Genomic DNA, 16961 nt, shown 5'->3' with positions numbered 1-16961 from the left:
ACGGCTGTCGTTAACCCGCCATGCCTTTACGAATCAGAAACTGATAAGGCAGCGTGTCGGTCTGCTGCGCCAGCAGGCCATGTTCCATAAAGCGGCAGAAGCCGGGAATGTCGCGCGTCGTCGCCGGATCGTCGGCGATAATCAGCAACGTCTCGCCATCCTGCAGGCCGCGTACGGTTTTGCGCACCATCATGACCGGCTCCGGGCAACGCAGGCCACGGGCATCCAGCTGATGATCGGCAGAGGAAAAAGCATCGCTCATAATCAACTCGGTTCAGCAAAAGGGCGCCTATTCTAGCGCGTGCTGGCGGTGAAGCAAGGCGATAACGATTGCGTTAAAATTAACCATTGCATAAAAAGCACAACGCGGTAAGATGCCGCCGCTTTTTGCTCATAAAACTGCCAGGCGCTGCCCGAACGGCGTCCCGCAATGGGTTCCCTCACCCCAACATTAAAAAGGTTGAATATGCTCGCATTTTCTTCACGTCAGCGCATGCATGCGCTTTTCTGGTTGTCGCTGTTTCACCTGCTGGTGATCACATCAAGTAACTATCTGGTTCAGTTGCCAATTTCTGTCTTTGGCTTCCACACCACCTGGGGTGCATTCAGCTTTCCCTTTATCTTCCTGGCGACCGATCTCACCGTGCGTATTTTTGGCGCACCGCTGGCCCGACGCATTATTCTGGCTGTGATGATCCCGGCGCTGTTTATCTCTTACGGCGTTTCGGCACTGTTTTATCAGGGTGAATGGCAGGGCTGGCAGGCACTGGAAGTCATGAATCTCTTTGTTGCCCGTATCGCCTGCGCCAGCTTCATGGCTTACGCGCTGGGTCAGATCCTCGACGTTCATGTATTCAACCGTCTGCGTCGTCTGCCACAGTGGTGGATAGCACCCGGCTGTGCCATGTTCCTGGGAAATATCAGCGATACGCTGGCCTTCTTCTTCATCGCCTTCTACAAAAGTCCTGATGCCTTTATGGCGCAGCACTGGGTTGAGATTGCACTGGTGGATTACAGCTTCAAAGTGCTTATCTGCATGGTCTTCTTCCTGCCCGCCTACGGCGTATTGCTCAACGCCGCGCTGAAGCGTCTGGCGGAACGCCAGACCGCCCGCCAGGTCAATTTCGGCTGAGCCGGGTTTATCAGACGTTATTGTTGCAGGCTGTCTGGACACGGACAGCGCGGAACAATCCGTAGTACACGTAGTTCGTGAGGATTACTCGCTGCGCTCGCCCCTTCAGAGCCGCCCTGACGGGCGTTCAGGTTGCTAAAGCAGCCTGTGTGAGCACTGCCCAGGTTCAGAATGACAAAAAAATAGTCTGATTGGCCAGGCGCTAAGAGCCCATACCATTTCCGCCATTACCCGCTAAGATCTTCTGACAATCATCAGGTTGCGTTTGCAGCCTGATTCCTGTTGTATTACTGCCTGACTGGAAACTTAAAAAGGGATTCTGATGCGCAATCTGGTGAAATATGTAGGAATGGGTTTACTGGTATTGGGCTTAGCCGCCTGTGACCAGAAGAAAGATGAAGCGGCGAATGACAACGGCGTCAGCGCCAGTCAGTCGGCGCAGACTGTCACGCTGATGGATGGCAAACTGAGCTTCTCACTGCCACCAGGCATGTCAGATAAAAGCGGTAAACTGGGTTCGCAGACCACGAACATGCACGTTTACGCAGATGAAACCGGTGCCCGCGCCATCATTGTGATTGCCGGCGACCCGACCAGTGATGGGCTGGATGTGCTGTCGAAGCGCATGGAACAGCAGCAGCGTAACCGCGACCCGCAGCTGCAGGTAGTGTCGAACAAATCTGTGACGCTGAAAGATCAGCCCGCACAGCAGCTGGATACGGTGATTTCTGCCAACAATCAGACCTCATGGTCTTCTGTGGTGCTGGCTAAAGTCGATGGCAAGCTGGTGACACTGCAGATTACGCTGCCAGGCGATAATCAGCAGCAGGCGCAGAGCGATGCAGACAACATTGTGAAAAGCATTACGCTGAAGTAAAACAAAAGGCTGGCTTCCCACGAGGAAGCCAGCCTTTATTCAGAGCAGATTATAAACCTGTATTTTCCCGGATATATTTCCGCGCTTTCACGGCATATTCAAAAGGATTGGCCAGCGCCGGATCCTGCTCCGCTTCCACCACCATCCAGCCTTTGTAGCCGTAATCATCCAGAATTTTAAACACCGGTTTGAAGTCGATCACGCCATCGCCAGGCACGGTAAAGGTGCCCTTTTTCACGCCTTCCAGGAATGAGAGATGATTCTCCCGCACCTCAGCGACCACCTCATCACGCACATCCTTGAGATGAACGTGGAAGATGCGCGGCAGATATTTTTCCAGTACCGCCAGCATCTTCTGCTGAGAGCCTTCGGAGTAGTAAACGTGGCCAGTGTCATAGAGCAAACCCACCTGCTCGTCAGTCATCGCCATAAACCGGTCAATCTCTTCCGTGGTCTGAATGCCAGTGCCCATGTGGTGATGCAGCGTCACGCGCATCCCTTTCTCCGCTGCGATGCGGGCGAGTTCGTTGTAGCCTTCTGCCGTTAACTGCCACTCTTCATCGCTGAAAATCGCTTTCTCTTCAAACACCGCAAGCCCGGTGCCCTGAATACTTTTACTCTGCTCAGAACAGCCGATCACCCGCGCGCCCATCGCATGCAGGAAGTTCATGTGCTCGATGAACTGTTCGATGGTTTTCTCTTTGTCACCGTTGGCGAAAAAGGTGCTGAACCAAGCGTTGCAGATCTGGATGCCGCGAATGTCGAGCATCGGTTTCAGAATCGCCGGATCGCGCGGGTATTTGCTGCCCACTTCGCTGCCGGTAAAGCCAGCCAGCGCCATCTCGCTCACGGTCTGCTGGAAAGTATTTTCACTGCCGAGATCCGGCATGTCATCATTGGTCCAGCCGATCGGCGCGATAGCCAGTTTTACGTTCTCTTTGTTCATTTTCTCATTCCCAGGCGGAGAGCGGCCAGGCCGCATAGACAGCTGAATCAGTTATAGAAAGCAGGACGTGGCGGCATCTCTACCGGCTCAATCGCACCACTGTTCTGCGCTTTGATACAGGCATCGGCGGCCACGGAGGCGGCAAAGCCATCCCATGCAGAAGGTCCGGTAAGCTGGCCCGCTTTGATGTCGTTGATAAACGCCTGCAGCTCAACGTCATACGCTTCGATAAAGCGATCTTTCCAGTCCACCAGAATGGTGTTCGACAGGCGCGCATCTTTGCGCAGCTGTACTGATGAAGGCTCCGGCAGACGAGCAATCCCCTCTTCACCGACCACTTCACACTGAATGTCATAGCCGTAAGCGCAGTTAACAAAAATCTCAACGTCGATACGCACCCCTTTGTGGGTTTCGAACAGGACGATCTGCGGATCTTTCAGCTGACCATGCGACTTCGACGTCACGCGCGGGAAGATGACCTGCACGGTTTTATAGTCGTCGTTTGTCAGCCAGCGCAGCACATCCAGCTCGTGGATGAGGGTGTTGGTGATCGCCATCGGCGTGGTGTAGTTCTCTGGCACGGTCGGGTTGCGGTGCGCGCAGTGCAGCATCAGCGGCTCACCGATATCGCCATCGGTAATCACTTTTTTCAGGGCGCGATAGCCCGCATCGTAAGGACGCATAAAGCCGACCTGCACCAGGCGTTTACCGGCCTGAATCTCTGCATCCACCACCCGGCGGCAGCCCTCGGCGCTCATCGCCAGCGGCTTCTCACAGAACACCGGTTTACCGGCGGCAATCGCCGCTAAGGTGAACTCTTCATGGGTTGGATCCCATGAGGTGACCAGCACCGCATCAACATTCGGTGACTGAATCACATCGTGGCCATTTTCGAACACCTCCGCCTCAATGTTCAGGCGCTGCAGTGCAGCACGCGCGCCTTCGACATTGATGTCAGAGACGGCAACCACCTGGGCACCCTGCAGCACATGGCTGCAGCGGCGAATATGTTCCTGACCAATTGCACCTGTACCGATGACACCAAGTTTCAAAGTCATAATTACACCTGTGTAGGGTTCGTACGGAGAAGAGGAAAACGGGCCGCAGCACGGCCCGGAAATTAATATTTGCGCGCCTGATCCAGATGGCTGTTGAGCTTGTCCGCCACCGCCTGAGCGCGTTCGGTCTTCGACGCCTGCGCCACACCGACATGCCACCAGCTGAAATATTTGTGGATCATGGTTTTAGGCAGCACTTTGATGTCGATAAGGGTGGAAACCGTCTGGGTGCGGGCATCTTCCAGCGCCGCTTTGAGCTGCTCCAGCGTGGTGACACGATAGGTTTTGCAGCCATAACCGGCAGCAATCGCGGCGAAATCGACCGGGATAAAACCGCCGTCCAGCTTGCCGCCTTCCGGGTTACGGAAGCGGAACTCGGTGGTGAAGCTGTCCATGCCGTGTTCCATCTGCAGGTTATTGATGCAGCCGTTGGTCATGTTATCCAGCAGCACCACGTTAATTTTCGCCCCTTCCTGAATCGAGGTGACCAGCTCTGAGTGCAGCATCATAAAGGAGCCATCACCGACCAGCGCATAGACCTCGCGCTGCGGTTGCGCCAGCTTCACACCCAGCGCGGCATTCACTTCATAGCCCATGCAGGAGTAGCCATATTCAACGTGGTAGGCGTTGTAATCTTTGGTGCGCCAGACGCGCTGCAGGTCACCCGGCAGACTGCCTGCCGCTGCCACGACCACCGCATCTTTTGGCAGTTGCTCGTTCAGTGTGCCGAGTACGCTGCTTTGCGTCAGCAGCGACTGGGTCAGGCGGTTAAATTCAGCGAACACCGCTTCGCGGTCGAGATGGTCAGCAATCTCCGGCACAAAGTCGCCATCGTGATATTCCACCTGGTAGACGCGCTGCGTCTCTTTCAACAGCTGACTCTGCGCCTGCTCAATCTGGTTGCCCCAGTCGTTGCTGTAGTGCTGTGAGGCCAGCGCGGCAGTGAGCGCGGTCAGCCCTTCGCGGGCATCGGCCAGCAGCTGCACGCCATCCAGCTTGTAGCTGTCGAAGTTGCTGACATTGATGTTCAGGAAGCTGACATCGGGATGCTGGAAAATCCATTTCGATGCAGTCGTGAAATCGGTGTAGCGGGTGCCGATGCCGATCACTAAATCGGCCTCTTTTGCCAGCAGGTTAGCGGCCAGACAGCCGGTTTCACCCACGCCGCCGACGTTCAGCGGATGGTCAGAAACCAGCGTGCCTTTGCCCGCCTGCGTCTCGGCAAAGGGAATCTGATAACGCTCAGCAAACTGGCGCAGCGCCTCGCCCGCTTCGGAGTATTTCACACCGCCGCCGCAGATAATCATCGGCTTGCGCTTACGATTAATCAGCGTCAGGGCATCTGCCAGCTGCGCCGCCACCGGCAGACGGCGATCCAGACGGTGCACACGTTTCTGGAAGAAGTAGTCCGGATAATCCCAGGCTTCGCCCTGCACATCCTGCGGAAGAGAGAGCGTGACCGCGCCGGTTTCAGCCGGATCGGTGAGTACGCGCATGGCATTAATACAGGCGGACATCAGCTGCTCCGGGCGGCTGACGCGATCCCAGTATTTGCTGACGGCGCGGAAGGCGTCGTTGGTGCTGATGCTGAGGTCGTAGCTCTGCTCAATCTGTTGCAGTACGGGATCGGGCTGGCGGGTAGCGAAGACGTCGCCGGGCAGCAGCAGCAGCGGAATGCGGTTAGCCGTCGCCGTCGCGGCGGCGGTGATCATATTCGCCGCACCAGGCCCCACGGATGAACTGCAGGCGATAATCTGACGGCGCAGTGACTGGCGTGCAAAGCCGGTGGCAGCATGGGCCATGCCCTGCTCATTACGGCCCTGATAAACCATCAGATCGCCGCTATCCTGTTCCAGCGCCTGGCCCAGCCCCAGCACGTTGCCATGGCCGAAGATCGCGAAGATACCTTTGACGAACTTCGTTTCAACGCCATCGACATCAATGAATTGATTATCCAGAAATTTAACCAGCGCCTGTGCCGTGGTCAGTCTGATAGTGCTCATATTCTTCCTTACATGCTGGTGGACTCCGACTTCCGCGACAGCACGCCAGGCGTTGTCATGGGCGGAAAAGGCGACCGGAATAACTGAAACGTGAGGCGATTATAAACAAATATTTTTTTCATAAAACACGATTACAGAAGAAACATTTCATTTTGCGAGTGAGATCAAATTTAATGGCGGCTTCAGGTGTGACGGGGGATTGCAGAGGGGAAATCTGGAACGTTTAACAGAGAGTGGCACATGATGAAAAAATTTATTTCAATGCAGCAGCATGCCTGACTGGCGTGCGAATTCCTGCGATCACCTTCACAACCCTGACATACCGGACATCGTGCAGACGAAGACTGCACAGACGGAAGAGAATCAGGAGTTTTACCTGGTTCACAAAATTGCGATGGATATTTCATTTCGTGTTGAATATGGAATTTTTATTCCTCATAATTCTCCCATTGTCAGTCAGACACCCACAGACCCGGATGCAGAGCGAATATAGCGTCGACCTTTTCGCCCGCCAGCCCTGCTAATCACAAGAGGAAACCACAGGTATGAGTACACAACAGAAGCCGCTTGATGTGATTTGTATCGGGCGAATTGCCGTTGATTTTTATGGCCAGCAAATTGGAGCGCGGCTGGAAGATGTCACCTCCTTTGCGAAATATCTGGGCGGTTCCTCAGGCAACGTCGCCTATGGCACCGCGATTCAGGGGCTGAAATCAGCGATGCTGGCGCGGGTGGGAGATGAGCATAATGGGCGCTTTCTGCGTGAAGCGTTGCAGCGCGTCGGCTGTAATACCGATGCGTTGATCACCGATCCGCGGCGTCTGACGGCACTGGTGATCCTGGGCATCAAAGACGAAGAGACTTTTCCGCTGATTTTCTACCGTGATAACTGCGCTGACATGGGGCTGGTGCCGGAAGATATTGATGAAACCTTTATTACCTCTTCCCGCGCGGTAGCGGTAACCGGCACTCACTTATCGCATCCACAAACCCGTGAAGCTGTGCTGAAAGCGCTGGATATCGCCCGCCGCAACGGTCTGCGCACGGCGCTGGATATTGATTACCGCCCGGTATTGTGGGGGCTGACCTCGCTGGGTGACGGTGAAACGCGTTTCATTGAGTCTTCCCAGGTTACGCAGCAGTTGCAGGAAGTGGTGCACTATTTCGATTTGATCGTCGGCACCGAAGAGGAGTTTCACATCGCCGGTGGCAGCACCGACACCCTGACTGCTCTGAAGAACGTTCGCAAGGCGAGCCAGGCAACGCTGGTCTGCAAACGCGGTCCGCTGGGTTGCGTGGTGTTTGAAGGGGATATACCGGATAGCTGGGAAGAGACTCAGCTGCACACCGGCGTGCGCGTTGACGTGCTCAACGTGCTGGGCGCGGGTGATGCCTTTATGTCTGGCCTGCTGCGCGGCTGGCTGAATGATGAAGGCTGGGAGCAGGCGTGCCGTTACGCCAACGCCTGTGGGGCGCTGGTGGTTTCACGCCACGGCTGTGCCCCGGCCATGCCAACCAAAGCGGAACTGGATGATTTCCTGAGCCGCGACAAAGAGGTGAAACGTCCCGATCTCGACAGTCGTCTCAACCACCTGCACCGCGTGACCACCCGCAAGCAGGCGTGGCCGGAGCTGAACGTTTTCGCTTTTGATCATCGCAAACAACTGGCGGACATGGCGGAGGAAGCGGGCGTGGATGAAAGCCGTATTCCACAGCTGAAACTGCTGCTGCTGGAAGCCGCTCAGAAGGCCGCCAGAGAGGCGGGATTAGAGAATAGGAGCGGTATTCTGGCGGATACCACCTATGGTCAGAAAGCGCTGAATGCCATCACCGGGAAGAACTGGTGGATTGGCCGTCCGATTGAGCTGCCGAGCTCACGTCCGCTGCGCCTGGAGCATGGCAACATTGGCTCGCAGCTGATCGACTGGCCCGCCGAGCACGTCGTGAAATGTCTGGTGTTTTATCATCCTCACGACAGTGCTGAACTGCGCAAAGAGCAGGATGACGTGGTGCTCGATGTCTGGAATGGCTGTAATAAAAGCGGGCATGAGCTGCTGCTGGAAGTGATTCTCCCGGAGAGCAACCCGGATAAAAATGAAGCCTATTACCTTGATATGCTGACGCATTTCTACAGTCTGGGCATCCAGCCTGACTGGTGGAAACTGCCACCGCTGTCCGCGGAAAGCTGGCAGGCGATCAGCACGCTGATTGAGCAGCAGGATCCCCACTGTCGCGGCATTCTGTTGCTCGGTCTGGATGCGCCTGAAGAGAAGCTTAAAGCGGGCTTTGCCGCGGCGGCCAACGCGCCCTGGGTGAAAGGCTTTGCGGTGGGTCGCACCATCTTTGGTCAGCCTTCGCGCCAGTGGCTGCAGGGTGAACTGGACGATCAGGCGCTGATTGAGACCGTTAAAGGCAATTATCTGCGGCTGATTGAGTACTGGCGTGCTGCCCGCGCCTGATTTCATGCTCTGCTATAGACTGTCTCAACCGCGATGGCCTCAGACGGCTGACTTACTCAAGGCAGGGTGAAGGTTGCAGCAACAAATAAGCTCAACGCGCAGGTAACATGGTCAGAGGAGGAAAGCGTCCCGCGCCAGGGACGGGGCGGGCCGAGCGGCCATGGATGGCTTAAGCGACTTTCCGATCTGACCATGTTACCTGAGCCTGCGCGAACTCATAGCAGGCAGAGACAGACTCTTTCATCACGCTATCCCAACCGGGATGGCGTTTTTTACTGGTTACCCTCCCAGCCTGCTTTCATTTCATCCCGGTTTTCACCCTGACATTGCCCGCGAAGAGTCACGCCTCGGGCGCTAAAGCTAATCTGTGAACCATTTCATAAAGCCATGAAATAAACTGCGCCGTTAACGCAAAGAAATGAAATTTTCCATCCATCTGGTAATATAGCGCTCATTATGCAGCCATTATTCTAATTATACGGGCAGAAGTGATGAACAATAATCCCACCCAACTTTCTCTCTTGCAGGACGATATTCGTCGCCGCTACGAAACGCTGAGCAAGCGTCTTAAACAGGTTGCGCGCTACATCCTTGATAACAGTAACAGTATTGCTTTCGATACCGTCGCCTCGATTGCCCAGCAGGCCGATGTGCCGCCGTCGACGCTAATCCGTTTTGCGAATGCGTTTGGCTTCAGCGGTTTCAACGAAATGAAACAGGTTTTTCGTCAGCACCTGATGGAGGAGACGGTCAACTATACCGAGCGCGCTCGCCTGTTTCGTCAGACCTCAACGGACGACAGCGCCAGTGCCCCTGAAAGCCCAGCGGAGATCCTCAACGTCTTTACGATGGTGAACAGCCAGGCGTTGCAGCAACTGGCGATGCAGGTTAATCCTGAGCAGCTGAACAAGGCAGTGAAACTGCTGAATGAGGCTGAGAACATCTATGTCATCGGCCTGCGTCGCTCCTTTAGCGTCGCCTCCTATCTGGTTTACGCGCTGCGTCACCTGGAGCGTCGCGCGTTTCTGATTGATGGCCTGGGCGGGATGTTTACTGAGCAGCTCAGCCTGGTAAACCCGAAAGATGTGGTGATTGCGATCAGCTACTCGCCTTATGCGCGTGAAGCGGTCGAAGTGGTCGAAATGGGTGCTAAACGTGGCGCGCATCAGATTGCTATTACCGACAGTCAGGTTAGCCCGCTGGCCGCCTTTAGTGATGTCTGCTTTGTAGTGCGTGAAGCGCAGGTCGATGGCTTCCGTTCGCAGGTCGCCTCACTCTGCCTGGCACAGACGCTGGCGGTGTCACTGGCTTTGAACAACGCCGAGAGTTCCGCTCAGTAACCTGCGTTCCGCACAGTAAAAAGGGCAGCCCAATCGGCTGCCCTTTTTGAGGCTATCCACGCACTATGCACGCCTGATAAAACCGCCGTGATTTACGCGTTGCGCGGATAGCTGTCGCTGTTCACCCAGGCGTGATCTTTCTCCCAGCTGAATTTCCACAACCGCACCGGCCCCGCCATCACGTTCAGATAGTAGTTGTTGTAACCTGCCAGCGTCGCCACCGGATGATAGCCGCGCGGCACCATCACCACGTCGCGATTATAGGGTGCCATGCAGACATCCAGTGAGCGGTCGTCGGTGTAGACGCGTTGCATGGCAAAGCCAGGCTCCGGATCGAAACGGTGATAGTAGGTCTCTTCCAGGTAGGTTTCGTTTTCACTCTCCTCCTGGTCGTGCTTGTGGCTGGGATACGAGCTGGTATCGCCCTCGTTGGTATAAACCTCAACCACCAGCAGGCTGTCAGCCGGTTCAGTGTCAGGCAGGATATTATGCACCAGGCGCTGATTGCGCCCTTTTCCGCGATGCTCAACACCCACATCCGCTGGTGCAATCAGTCGTGCAGGCAGATTTCCCTGACCGGGCGCGTTACAGACCGCCAGTTCAAGATCGCTGTCTGCATACACTTCCACTTCATCATCATGCGGCACATAAACGGAATAAGGCGGCACGCGTTCGAAAGGCGACATGCGCTTACCGATACCGGGAAACTCAGCATGGCGGGTTTTCACCGAGGCCAGCCCGGCCACCAGCACCAGACACAGCTCTTTATCACCACTGTTGAGGCGCAGGGTTTCCCCTTTCTTCAACAGATAAGCATCAAACCCGACATAACGCCAGCCAGCACGCTCAGGTGTGACATGCTGAATACGGCCCTGTGCGTCAGGGGCCTGTGCTTTCGACAGTAAAGACATCCCGATCCTCCTCTCTGTCACGATTAACACGGCGAGAGTCACGCGGACGCAATGCCAGCGAACAAAGCGACCGGCAGACTATCCTGCCGGTCGCACACCGTGATCCGTGATCGACGTTGAAATAAATTAGCCTAAGGTTGGCATACTGAATTCAGACACGGTCTGCTGACCGGATGGCCAGCGCACGGTGGCGGTTTTCATGCGCGTATAGAAGCGCACGCCGTCCGGCCCGTGGACATTAAGCGCGCCAAACACGGAACGCTTCCAGCCGCCAAAGCTGTGAAATGCCATCGGCACCGGAACCGGCACGTTGACACCCACCATGCCCGCTTCAACGTTCTGCACAAACTCACGCGCGGTGTGACCGTTGCTGGTGAAAATCGCACTGCCGTTGCCAAACTCATGGCTGTTAACCAGTTGCAGTGCGCTGTCGTAATCCGGTGCGCGCATGATGCTCAGCACCGGCCCAAAAATCTCTTCACGCCAGATCACCATCTCAGAGGTGACGTTATCAAACAGCGTGCCGCCAACGTAGTAACCTTCTGCGTGACCCGCAACCTGCACGTTACGGCCATCCACCACCAGCTTCGCACCTTCCTGCTCGCCTTTATCGATGTAACCCAGCACCTTCTTCTGGTGCGCAGCGGAGACCACCGGACCCATCTCATTTTCTTCGGCACCCTGACTCATTCCCGGGCCGATACGCAGTGCTTTCACCAGCGGTGTCAGGCGGGCAATCAACTTGTCAGCGGTGTCATCACCCACGGCGACAACAACAGGCAGAGCCATACAGCGTTCACCGGCAGAACCAAACGCACCGCCCATGATGGCGTTGACGGTGGCATCCAGATCGGCATCCGGCATAACGATAGCGTGGTTTTTCGCCGCGCCAAATGCCTGTACTCGCTTGCCGTGGGCGCTGGCGGTCTTATAGATATGCTCAGCTACGCCTGAAGAGCCGACAAAGCTCACCGCGGCAATGCGCGGATCCTTATAGAGCTGCTCAGCATCTTCATTAGAGCTGTGCACCACGTTGAATACGCCATCCGGCAGGCCCGCTTCGGTCAGGAGCTCGGCCATACGCACGGCCGCAGACGGATCCAGCGCCGGTGGCTTCAGCACAAAGGTGTTACCGCAGGCCAGTGCGATCGGGAACATCCACAATGGCACCATCGCCGGGAAGTTGAACGGCGTAATGCCCGCCACGACGCCAACCGGCTGCATCAGCGAGAAGCTGTCAACGCCGCCGCCGACGTTCGGGGAATATTCGCCTTTGAGCAAATGAGGGATCCCGCAGGCAAACTCAATCACTTCAATGCCACGCGTCAGTTCACCCAGTGCATCGGACCAGACTTTGCCATGCTCAGAGACAATCAGCGCCGCCAGCTCATCACGATGCTGCTCCATCAGGGCTTTAAAGTTAAACAGAACGCGGGCGCGACGCAGCGGCGAAGTTTTAGACCAGGCTGAAAATGCGTCATGCGCGACACCAATCGCCTGAGCCACTTCATCAGCGGTACTTTGCGTCAGTTCACGAACCACTTTGCCGGTTGCCGGATCGTAAACAGGAATGGTTTCGTTGCTGGCGCTGAACGTGATTTTACCGCCAATAAAGTTACCTATGGTTGTCATGATGTTGCCTCTTAAGATGGTTAAGTTCCCTGCAGACGGGCCCTGTGGCCTGCCACACTGCCTGACCAGGCAAACCTGAAAGCGTGCTATGAAGCTATTACAGTGGAATAAATTTTTCAAATAGTTATTTTTGGAAAATTTGATTTTAGCGGCACAGATCGCATTTTTATTGTCCACCCCTGTCTGACCGCGTGATGAGAGCAGCAGAGCAATATTACCGGTCAGCCTTAGCGTAACAGGGGAATTACCGCGGCGTGGATTACGTCTGTTTCTGCGAAGTCGATCCTGCGTTGACGCATCAGCGTGAAACGAAATATGAAATTAATGCGAGGCTGATCTAATAAAATACATTTCATAATTCACTAATTATGAAATAAATGTTTTCTTTAGTCGAAACATTCTCCTGTTCCGGAGTTAGCGCATGGCCATCGACCCAACCCGTTTCTGTATCAACCGCAAAATTGCGCCCCGGCTCTCGCTGGAAGCCTTCTTTCAGCTGGTTCAGCGTCTGGGCCTGAGCAAGGTTGAACTGCGTAATGATATGCCCGGCGGCAGCGTCACTGACGATCTCAGCACCGATCAACTGCGCGCCCTGGCCGACAGATACCACATTGATATCATCAGCATTAATGCGCTCTATCCGTTTAACCATATTGATGACGCGCTGCTGAGCCGGGCCGAGGCGCTGTTACAGACAGCACAACAGATTGGTGCAAAAGCGCTGGTGATGTGTCCGCTGAATGAGGGGATTACCGTGTCGCCTCAGCAGACACAGGCGGCGATGCAGGCACTGGCGCCGCGCTTTGCCCACTATGGCATTCTGGGGCTGGTGGAGCCACTGGGTTTCCCGGTCAGCTCACTGCGTTCGATCGTGCAGGCGCAGGCGTTAATTGCTGCGGCAGGCGTGCCTTTTAAACTGTTGCTGGATACGTTTCATCATCATCTCTATGAGAAGGCTGAACAGGAATTCCCGGTGGGTATCGATATTGACCAGATTGGACTGGTGCACCTTTCAGGCGTGGAAGATCAACGTCCGACCGCCGAACTGACCGACGAAGAACGCATCATGCTGAATGACAATGATGTGCTGAAGAGCGTGGTGCAGGTTAAACGGCTGGAGATGCTTGGCTATAAGGGCGTCTACGCCTTTGAGCCGTTCTCCGGTCAGCTCAACAGCTGGACCCCGGCGGAGATTGAACGCCAGATCCGCCACAGTATTGAACTGCTGCAGGCCTGAATCCTGCTGCATCCCGCATTTATCCGTTTATCTGTGTCTGAAAAGACGTTATGGCCCGCTGCTGGGCCATTTTTTTTATTCTGAAGAACCGTCTGCTGCTGACTGCGATGCCTGACGCTTCAACAGCCGCAGCGTGCAGAAAAACGCGACACAGACCAGCAGCGCCGTAAGCAGATAGACGCGTGAGACATCCGCATAATTCATGATGAATCCGGCCAGTGGCCCGGTTATCCCCAGCGACAGATCCATAAAGGCGGTATAGGTTGCCAGGGCGCTGCCCTGATTCTGCTGCGGCACCACTTTTACCGCCACCACGCCCAGCGCCGGGAACACCAGAGAAAACCCGGCCCCGGTCAGAAAAGCACCCGCGTTTGCCATCCAGGGATTACCCGCAGCGGCGACCAGAAACAGTCCGGCCGCTTCAACCGCCAGACAAACGCTGGCGACCCGCAGACCGCCGTGGCGGTTAATCGCATTGGGAAACAGCAGGCGTGCGCCAACAAAAGCCATGCTGAACAGGGAAAGCGCAAAAGCGGCTCCCTGCCAGCCTTTATCCTGATAGAACAGCGTGATAAAGGTGGCGATAACGCCAAAACCCGCCGATCCCATCGCCAGAATCGCACCAAAACCGGCGATTTTTCCCAGCACAGCCCGAAACGGCAGCGGTCTGGCGCGGCTGGCTTTTACGGCCGGACGCGGCACGGCACAGACGATGCCCACGACACAGATGGCAACAATGACCAGTGACAGCCACAGCAAACCGCCTGCCTGAAAAATCACTACGCCGAGCGGTGCGCCAATGGCCATCGCGCCATAGGTGACGATCCCGTTCCAGGATATTACCCGACCAATGTGCAGTGAACCCACCCTTGCCACTCCCCACAACGAGGTGCCGGTGCCGGTAAAACTCTGGCCCACGCCCAGAATCAACCGGCCCACGCAGAGCAGGATCAGGCTCCACATCGGTGATGCGATCAGGGCCGCCAGCAGAATACACAATCCGCTGATCAGACAGCCTACCAGGCCCGTGACCACCACTTTTTTGGGTCCCCAGAGATCGGCATAGCGCCCAGCATGTGGCCGGCTCAGCAGCGTCGCAACATATTGCAGGCTGATCACCAGGCCGGCCCAGAACGCGCTGAAGCCCAGCTGGTCATGCACCCAGCCTGGCAATACCGCCAGCGGCAGACCAATGGTGAGATAGCTGGCAAAGTTGTAGGCCACAATAGAGAGGATCAGCAGAGAGATATTCAGGTTGCCATGTGGGGTAGTCGGTTCCGCTGCAGGCTGTTCAGGCATGCGTCCTCACGATCGTATTTGGCTGAATGATAAGGTTTATCCCTTAACTATACCCGCTTTCGCCTCCTGCGCCTCACAATGGCACGGTTATCTGGCAAACACGACTGCCCAAACGTGCTGCAGATAACCGGATGAAAACAGCCACAAGGGAGAGTGGCTGTTCTGTTGCTATAGCTGAGTGCTGTGGCGCTAATACTCTCGCCACTTTGCCGCCGCGCTTTACCGTTTCTCTGATAAATCAGATTGTTAATTTTCTTTCAGCTACACTTTCAACAGCCAATTTACGTTATGAGAGAGAGAATGAGCGAGCTGCAACGGGAAAAGATCGGACAAAATATTCTGATAAAACTGGCGATGCTGGTCATCATCCTCGCCGGGGTTCGGGCAGCGTCCGATATTCTGGTTCCGCTTTTGCTGGCGGCGTTCTTTGCAATTGTACTCAACCCACTGGTGACGATGCTGATGCGCCGGGGCTTTCGCCGTGGACTGGCCATTGGCCTGGTTATCACGGTGATCTTCTGCGCACTTGTGCTGCTGGGCGCCATCATCGCCAGCTCAATGAGCGAGTTTTCCGACCTCTACCCGCAACTACGTGCCACGATGGAGCAGAAGATGACGGTGCTGCAACATCTGGCGGCAGGCTTTCATATCAATATCTCAACAGATGCGCTGGTACAGCGTTTCGATCCTAACACTATGATGAACCTGGCAAGCGTGGCGCTGAGCGGCTTTTCCGGTGCGATGACCAATACTGTGCTGCTGGTGCTGACCGTGGTCTTTATGCTGTTTGAGGTTCATCACCTGCCCTATAAAATGCGTAACGCGCTGGTGAATCCTAAAATCCGCATCGCCGGGCTGCATAAAGCGTTGAAAGGGGTCACGCACTATCTGGCGCTGAAAACGCTGGTGAGTCTGATTACCGGCATCGCGGTCTGGCTGAGTCTTTATCTGCTGGATGTGAAGTTCGCGCTGCTCTGGGGTGTCGTGGCATTTATCCTCAATTTCATTCCCAATATTGGTCCGATTATCGCCGGTATCCCGCCCTTACTTCAGGCGCTGTTACTGAACAGTCTGTTTGATGCCGCGATGGTGGCGGCGCTGTTTACCGCGATTCACATGGTGTTCGGCAATATGCTGGAACCGCGACTGATGGGTCGCGGTCTGGGCTTATCAACGCTGGTGGTGTTCCTGTCGCTGGTGTTCTGGGGCTGGCTGCTCGGGCCGGTCGGCATGCTGCTCTCGGTGCCGCTGACCAGCATTACCAAAATCCTGATGGAAACTACGCCAGGCGGCAGTCGTCTGGCGATTATGCTGGGCACCGGACGACCTAAGCGGGCGCGGGGATTAACCAAGTAGCTGCTGCTGCACGTGCTGCAGATGGTTCTCCATCGCCTGACGGGCGGCCGCTTCATCGCCCGCCACGATGGCCTCGGCGATCTGCTGATGGTCAGCATTCATCTCGCGTGCGAAGTTATTATCAGCATAATGGCGCTCCAGTCGCTGCACATGCGGACTGTGCCGCCGGTTCCATAACTGCTCCAGCAGGTCGCGTAACACATCATTGCCGCTCATCTCGCTGATGAGCAGGTGAAAGCGTTTGTCCTGCTCCAGGAAAGCCGCATCGTTTGCATTGTACTGCTGCAGTTCAGCGGTCAGCGCCAGCAGTGCCGCGCGCTGAACGGCGGTGCCGTTACGTGCGGCAAATCCCGCCAGCATCCCTTCAAAGGCTTCCCGCGCCTGCAGCAGGTCCTGCAGACTGCAACTCTCCTGCGGAACGGCGGCCTGCGGCAGTGGCTGCGCGACGTAGACGCCGTTGCCCGTGCGGATATCGACCCAGCCGGTCATTTCCAGCGCAATCAATGCTTCACGCACTGACGAGCGGCTGACACCCAGCTGTTTTGCCAGCTCGCGCTCTGGCGGCAGTAAGCCTCCTGCCGCAAAGTCACCGCGCGTAATGCCGGCCATAATGACGTTGGCGATCTGACGATACAGGCGCTCAGTTTTAATAACGGGTAGCGTCATCACCCTCTCCTCTTCGTCCGCTTAAAACCGATCACATCGCTGATG

14 protein-coding genes are annotated in these 16961 nt (G+C 55.8%); 6 read left to right on the top strand and 8 right to left on the bottom strand.

Features of this window, described 5'->3' with window-relative positions; genetic code table 11:
- Positions 1 to 10 precede the first annotated feature (10 nt).
- On the bottom strand, positions 11 to 262 hold the full coding sequence (gene tusA, locus KTJ90_RS01470; protein WP_003852184.1) for a sulfurtransferase TusA: 252 nt from the start codon (positions 260 to 262) through the stop codon (positions 11 to 13).
- Positions 263 to 466: 204 nt separating this feature from the next.
- On the opposite strand from tusA, the gene KTJ90_RS01465 reads away from it, so the two are divergent.
- Together KTJ90_RS01465 and KTJ90_RS01460 are read left to right on the top strand one after the other, a co-directional pair.
- On the top strand, positions 467 to 1132 hold the full coding sequence (locus KTJ90_RS01465; RefSeq protein WP_003852182.1) for a 7-cyano-7-deazaguanine/7-aminomethyl-7-deazaguanine transporter: 666 nt from the start codon (positions 467 to 469) through the stop codon (positions 1130 to 1132).
- Between the two features lie 322 nt (positions 1133 to 1454).
- Positions 1455 to 2009 (top strand): DcrB family lipoprotein, encoded by a 555-nt coding sequence (locus KTJ90_RS01460; protein ID WP_003852180.1) that lies wholly within the window; start codon positions 1455 to 1457, stop codon positions 2007 to 2009.
- 49 nt (positions 2010 to 2058) lie between these two features.
- Here the strand turns inward: KTJ90_RS01460 and iolE are convergent, their stop codons facing one another.
- The 3 genes from iolE to iolD all read right to left on the bottom strand — a co-directional run bounded on the left by iolE (position 2059) and on the right by iolD (position 6016).
- Positions 2059 to 2955, bottom strand: a complete 897-nt coding sequence (gene iolE, locus KTJ90_RS01455; protein ID WP_140916348.1) for a myo-inosose-2 dehydratase — start codon at positions 2953 to 2955, stop codon at positions 2059 to 2061.
- Positions 2956 to 3002: 47 nt separating this feature from the next.
- Positions 3003 to 4013 carry a bifunctional inositol 2-dehydrogenase/D-chiro-inositol 1-dehydrogenase gene (gene iolG / locus KTJ90_RS01450; protein ID WP_003852177.1) on the bottom strand — a complete coding sequence of 337 codons (1011 nt, stop codon included), beginning with the start codon at positions 4011 to 4013 and terminating at the stop codon, positions 3003 to 3005.
- A gap of 62 nt (positions 4014 to 4075) precedes the next feature.
- Entirely contained in the window at positions 4076 to 6016 is a 1941-nt protein-coding gene (gene iolD, locus KTJ90_RS01445) for a 3D-(3,5/4)-trihydroxycyclohexane-1,2-dione acylhydrolase (decyclizing) (protein ID WP_008926298.1), read from the bottom strand.
- A gap of 545 nt (positions 6017 to 6561) precedes the next feature.
- Here iolD and KTJ90_RS01440 point away from each other — a divergent pair.
- Positions 6562 to 8475 carry a 5-dehydro-2-deoxygluconokinase gene (locus tag KTJ90_RS01440; RefSeq protein WP_499025873.1) on the top strand — a complete coding sequence of 638 codons (1914 nt, stop codon included), beginning with the start codon at positions 6562 to 6564 and terminating at the stop codon, positions 8473 to 8475.
- Between the two features lie 491 nt (positions 8476 to 8966).
- Positions 8967 to 9815: a MurR/RpiR family transcriptional regulator gene (locus tag KTJ90_RS01435; RefSeq protein WP_003852174.1), complete on the top strand. Its 849-nt coding sequence runs from the start codon at positions 8967 to 8969 to the stop codon at positions 9813 to 9815.
- 92 nt (positions 9816 to 9907) lie between these two features.
- Here the strand turns inward: KTJ90_RS01435 and iolB are convergent, their stop codons facing one another.
- Together iolB and KTJ90_RS01425 are read right to left on the bottom strand one after the other, a co-directional pair.
- Positions 9908 to 10726 carry a 5-deoxy-glucuronate isomerase gene (iolB, locus tag KTJ90_RS01430; RefSeq protein ID WP_039660847.1) on the bottom strand — a complete coding sequence of 273 codons (819 nt, stop codon included), beginning with the start codon at positions 10724 to 10726 and terminating at the stop codon, positions 9908 to 9910.
- 126 nt (positions 10727 to 10852) lie between these two features.
- Complete coding sequence (locus KTJ90_RS01425) at positions 10853 to 12358, bottom strand: CoA-acylating methylmalonate-semialdehyde dehydrogenase (RefSeq protein ID WP_003852171.1); 1506 nt, start codon at positions 12356 to 12358, stop codon at positions 10853 to 10855.
- A 421-nt stretch (positions 12359 to 12779) separates the two neighbouring features.
- Here KTJ90_RS01425 and KTJ90_RS01420 point away from each other — a divergent pair, with 421 nt between their 5' ends.
- Positions 12780 to 13595 (top strand): TIM barrel protein, encoded by an 816-nt coding sequence (locus KTJ90_RS01420; protein ID WP_003852169.1) that lies wholly within the window; start codon positions 12780 to 12782, stop codon positions 13593 to 13595.
- Positions 13596 to 13670: 75 nt separating this feature from the next.
- Here the strand turns inward: KTJ90_RS01420 and KTJ90_RS01415 are convergent, their stop codons facing one another.
- Complete coding sequence (locus KTJ90_RS01415) at positions 13671 to 14894, bottom strand: MFS transporter (RefSeq protein ID WP_110410945.1); 1224 nt, start codon at positions 14892 to 14894, stop codon at positions 13671 to 13673.
- 300 nt (positions 14895 to 15194) lie between these two features.
- Here KTJ90_RS01415 and KTJ90_RS01410 point away from each other — a divergent pair, with 300 nt between their 5' ends.
- Positions 15195 to 16250 (top strand): AI-2E family transporter, encoded by a 1056-nt coding sequence (locus KTJ90_RS01410; protein WP_003852166.1) that lies wholly within the window; start codon positions 15195 to 15197, stop codon positions 16248 to 16250.
- On the opposite strand, the gene KTJ90_RS01405 is transcribed toward KTJ90_RS01410, so the two are convergent.
- Entirely contained in the window at positions 16239 to 16916 is a 678-nt protein-coding gene (locus tag KTJ90_RS01405) for a FadR/GntR family transcriptional regulator (RefSeq protein ID WP_078805116.1), read from the bottom strand. The genes KTJ90_RS01410 and KTJ90_RS01405 overlap by 12 nt on opposite strands.
- Positions 16917 to 16961: the final 45 nt, after the last annotated feature.

Source organism: Pantoea jilinensis, assembly GCF_019104105.1.
Lineage (GTDB): Bacteria > Pseudomonadota > Gammaproteobacteria > Enterobacterales > Enterobacteriaceae > Pantoea > Pantoea eucalypti.
This window is presented reverse-complemented; position numbering and strand designations above follow the sequence as displayed.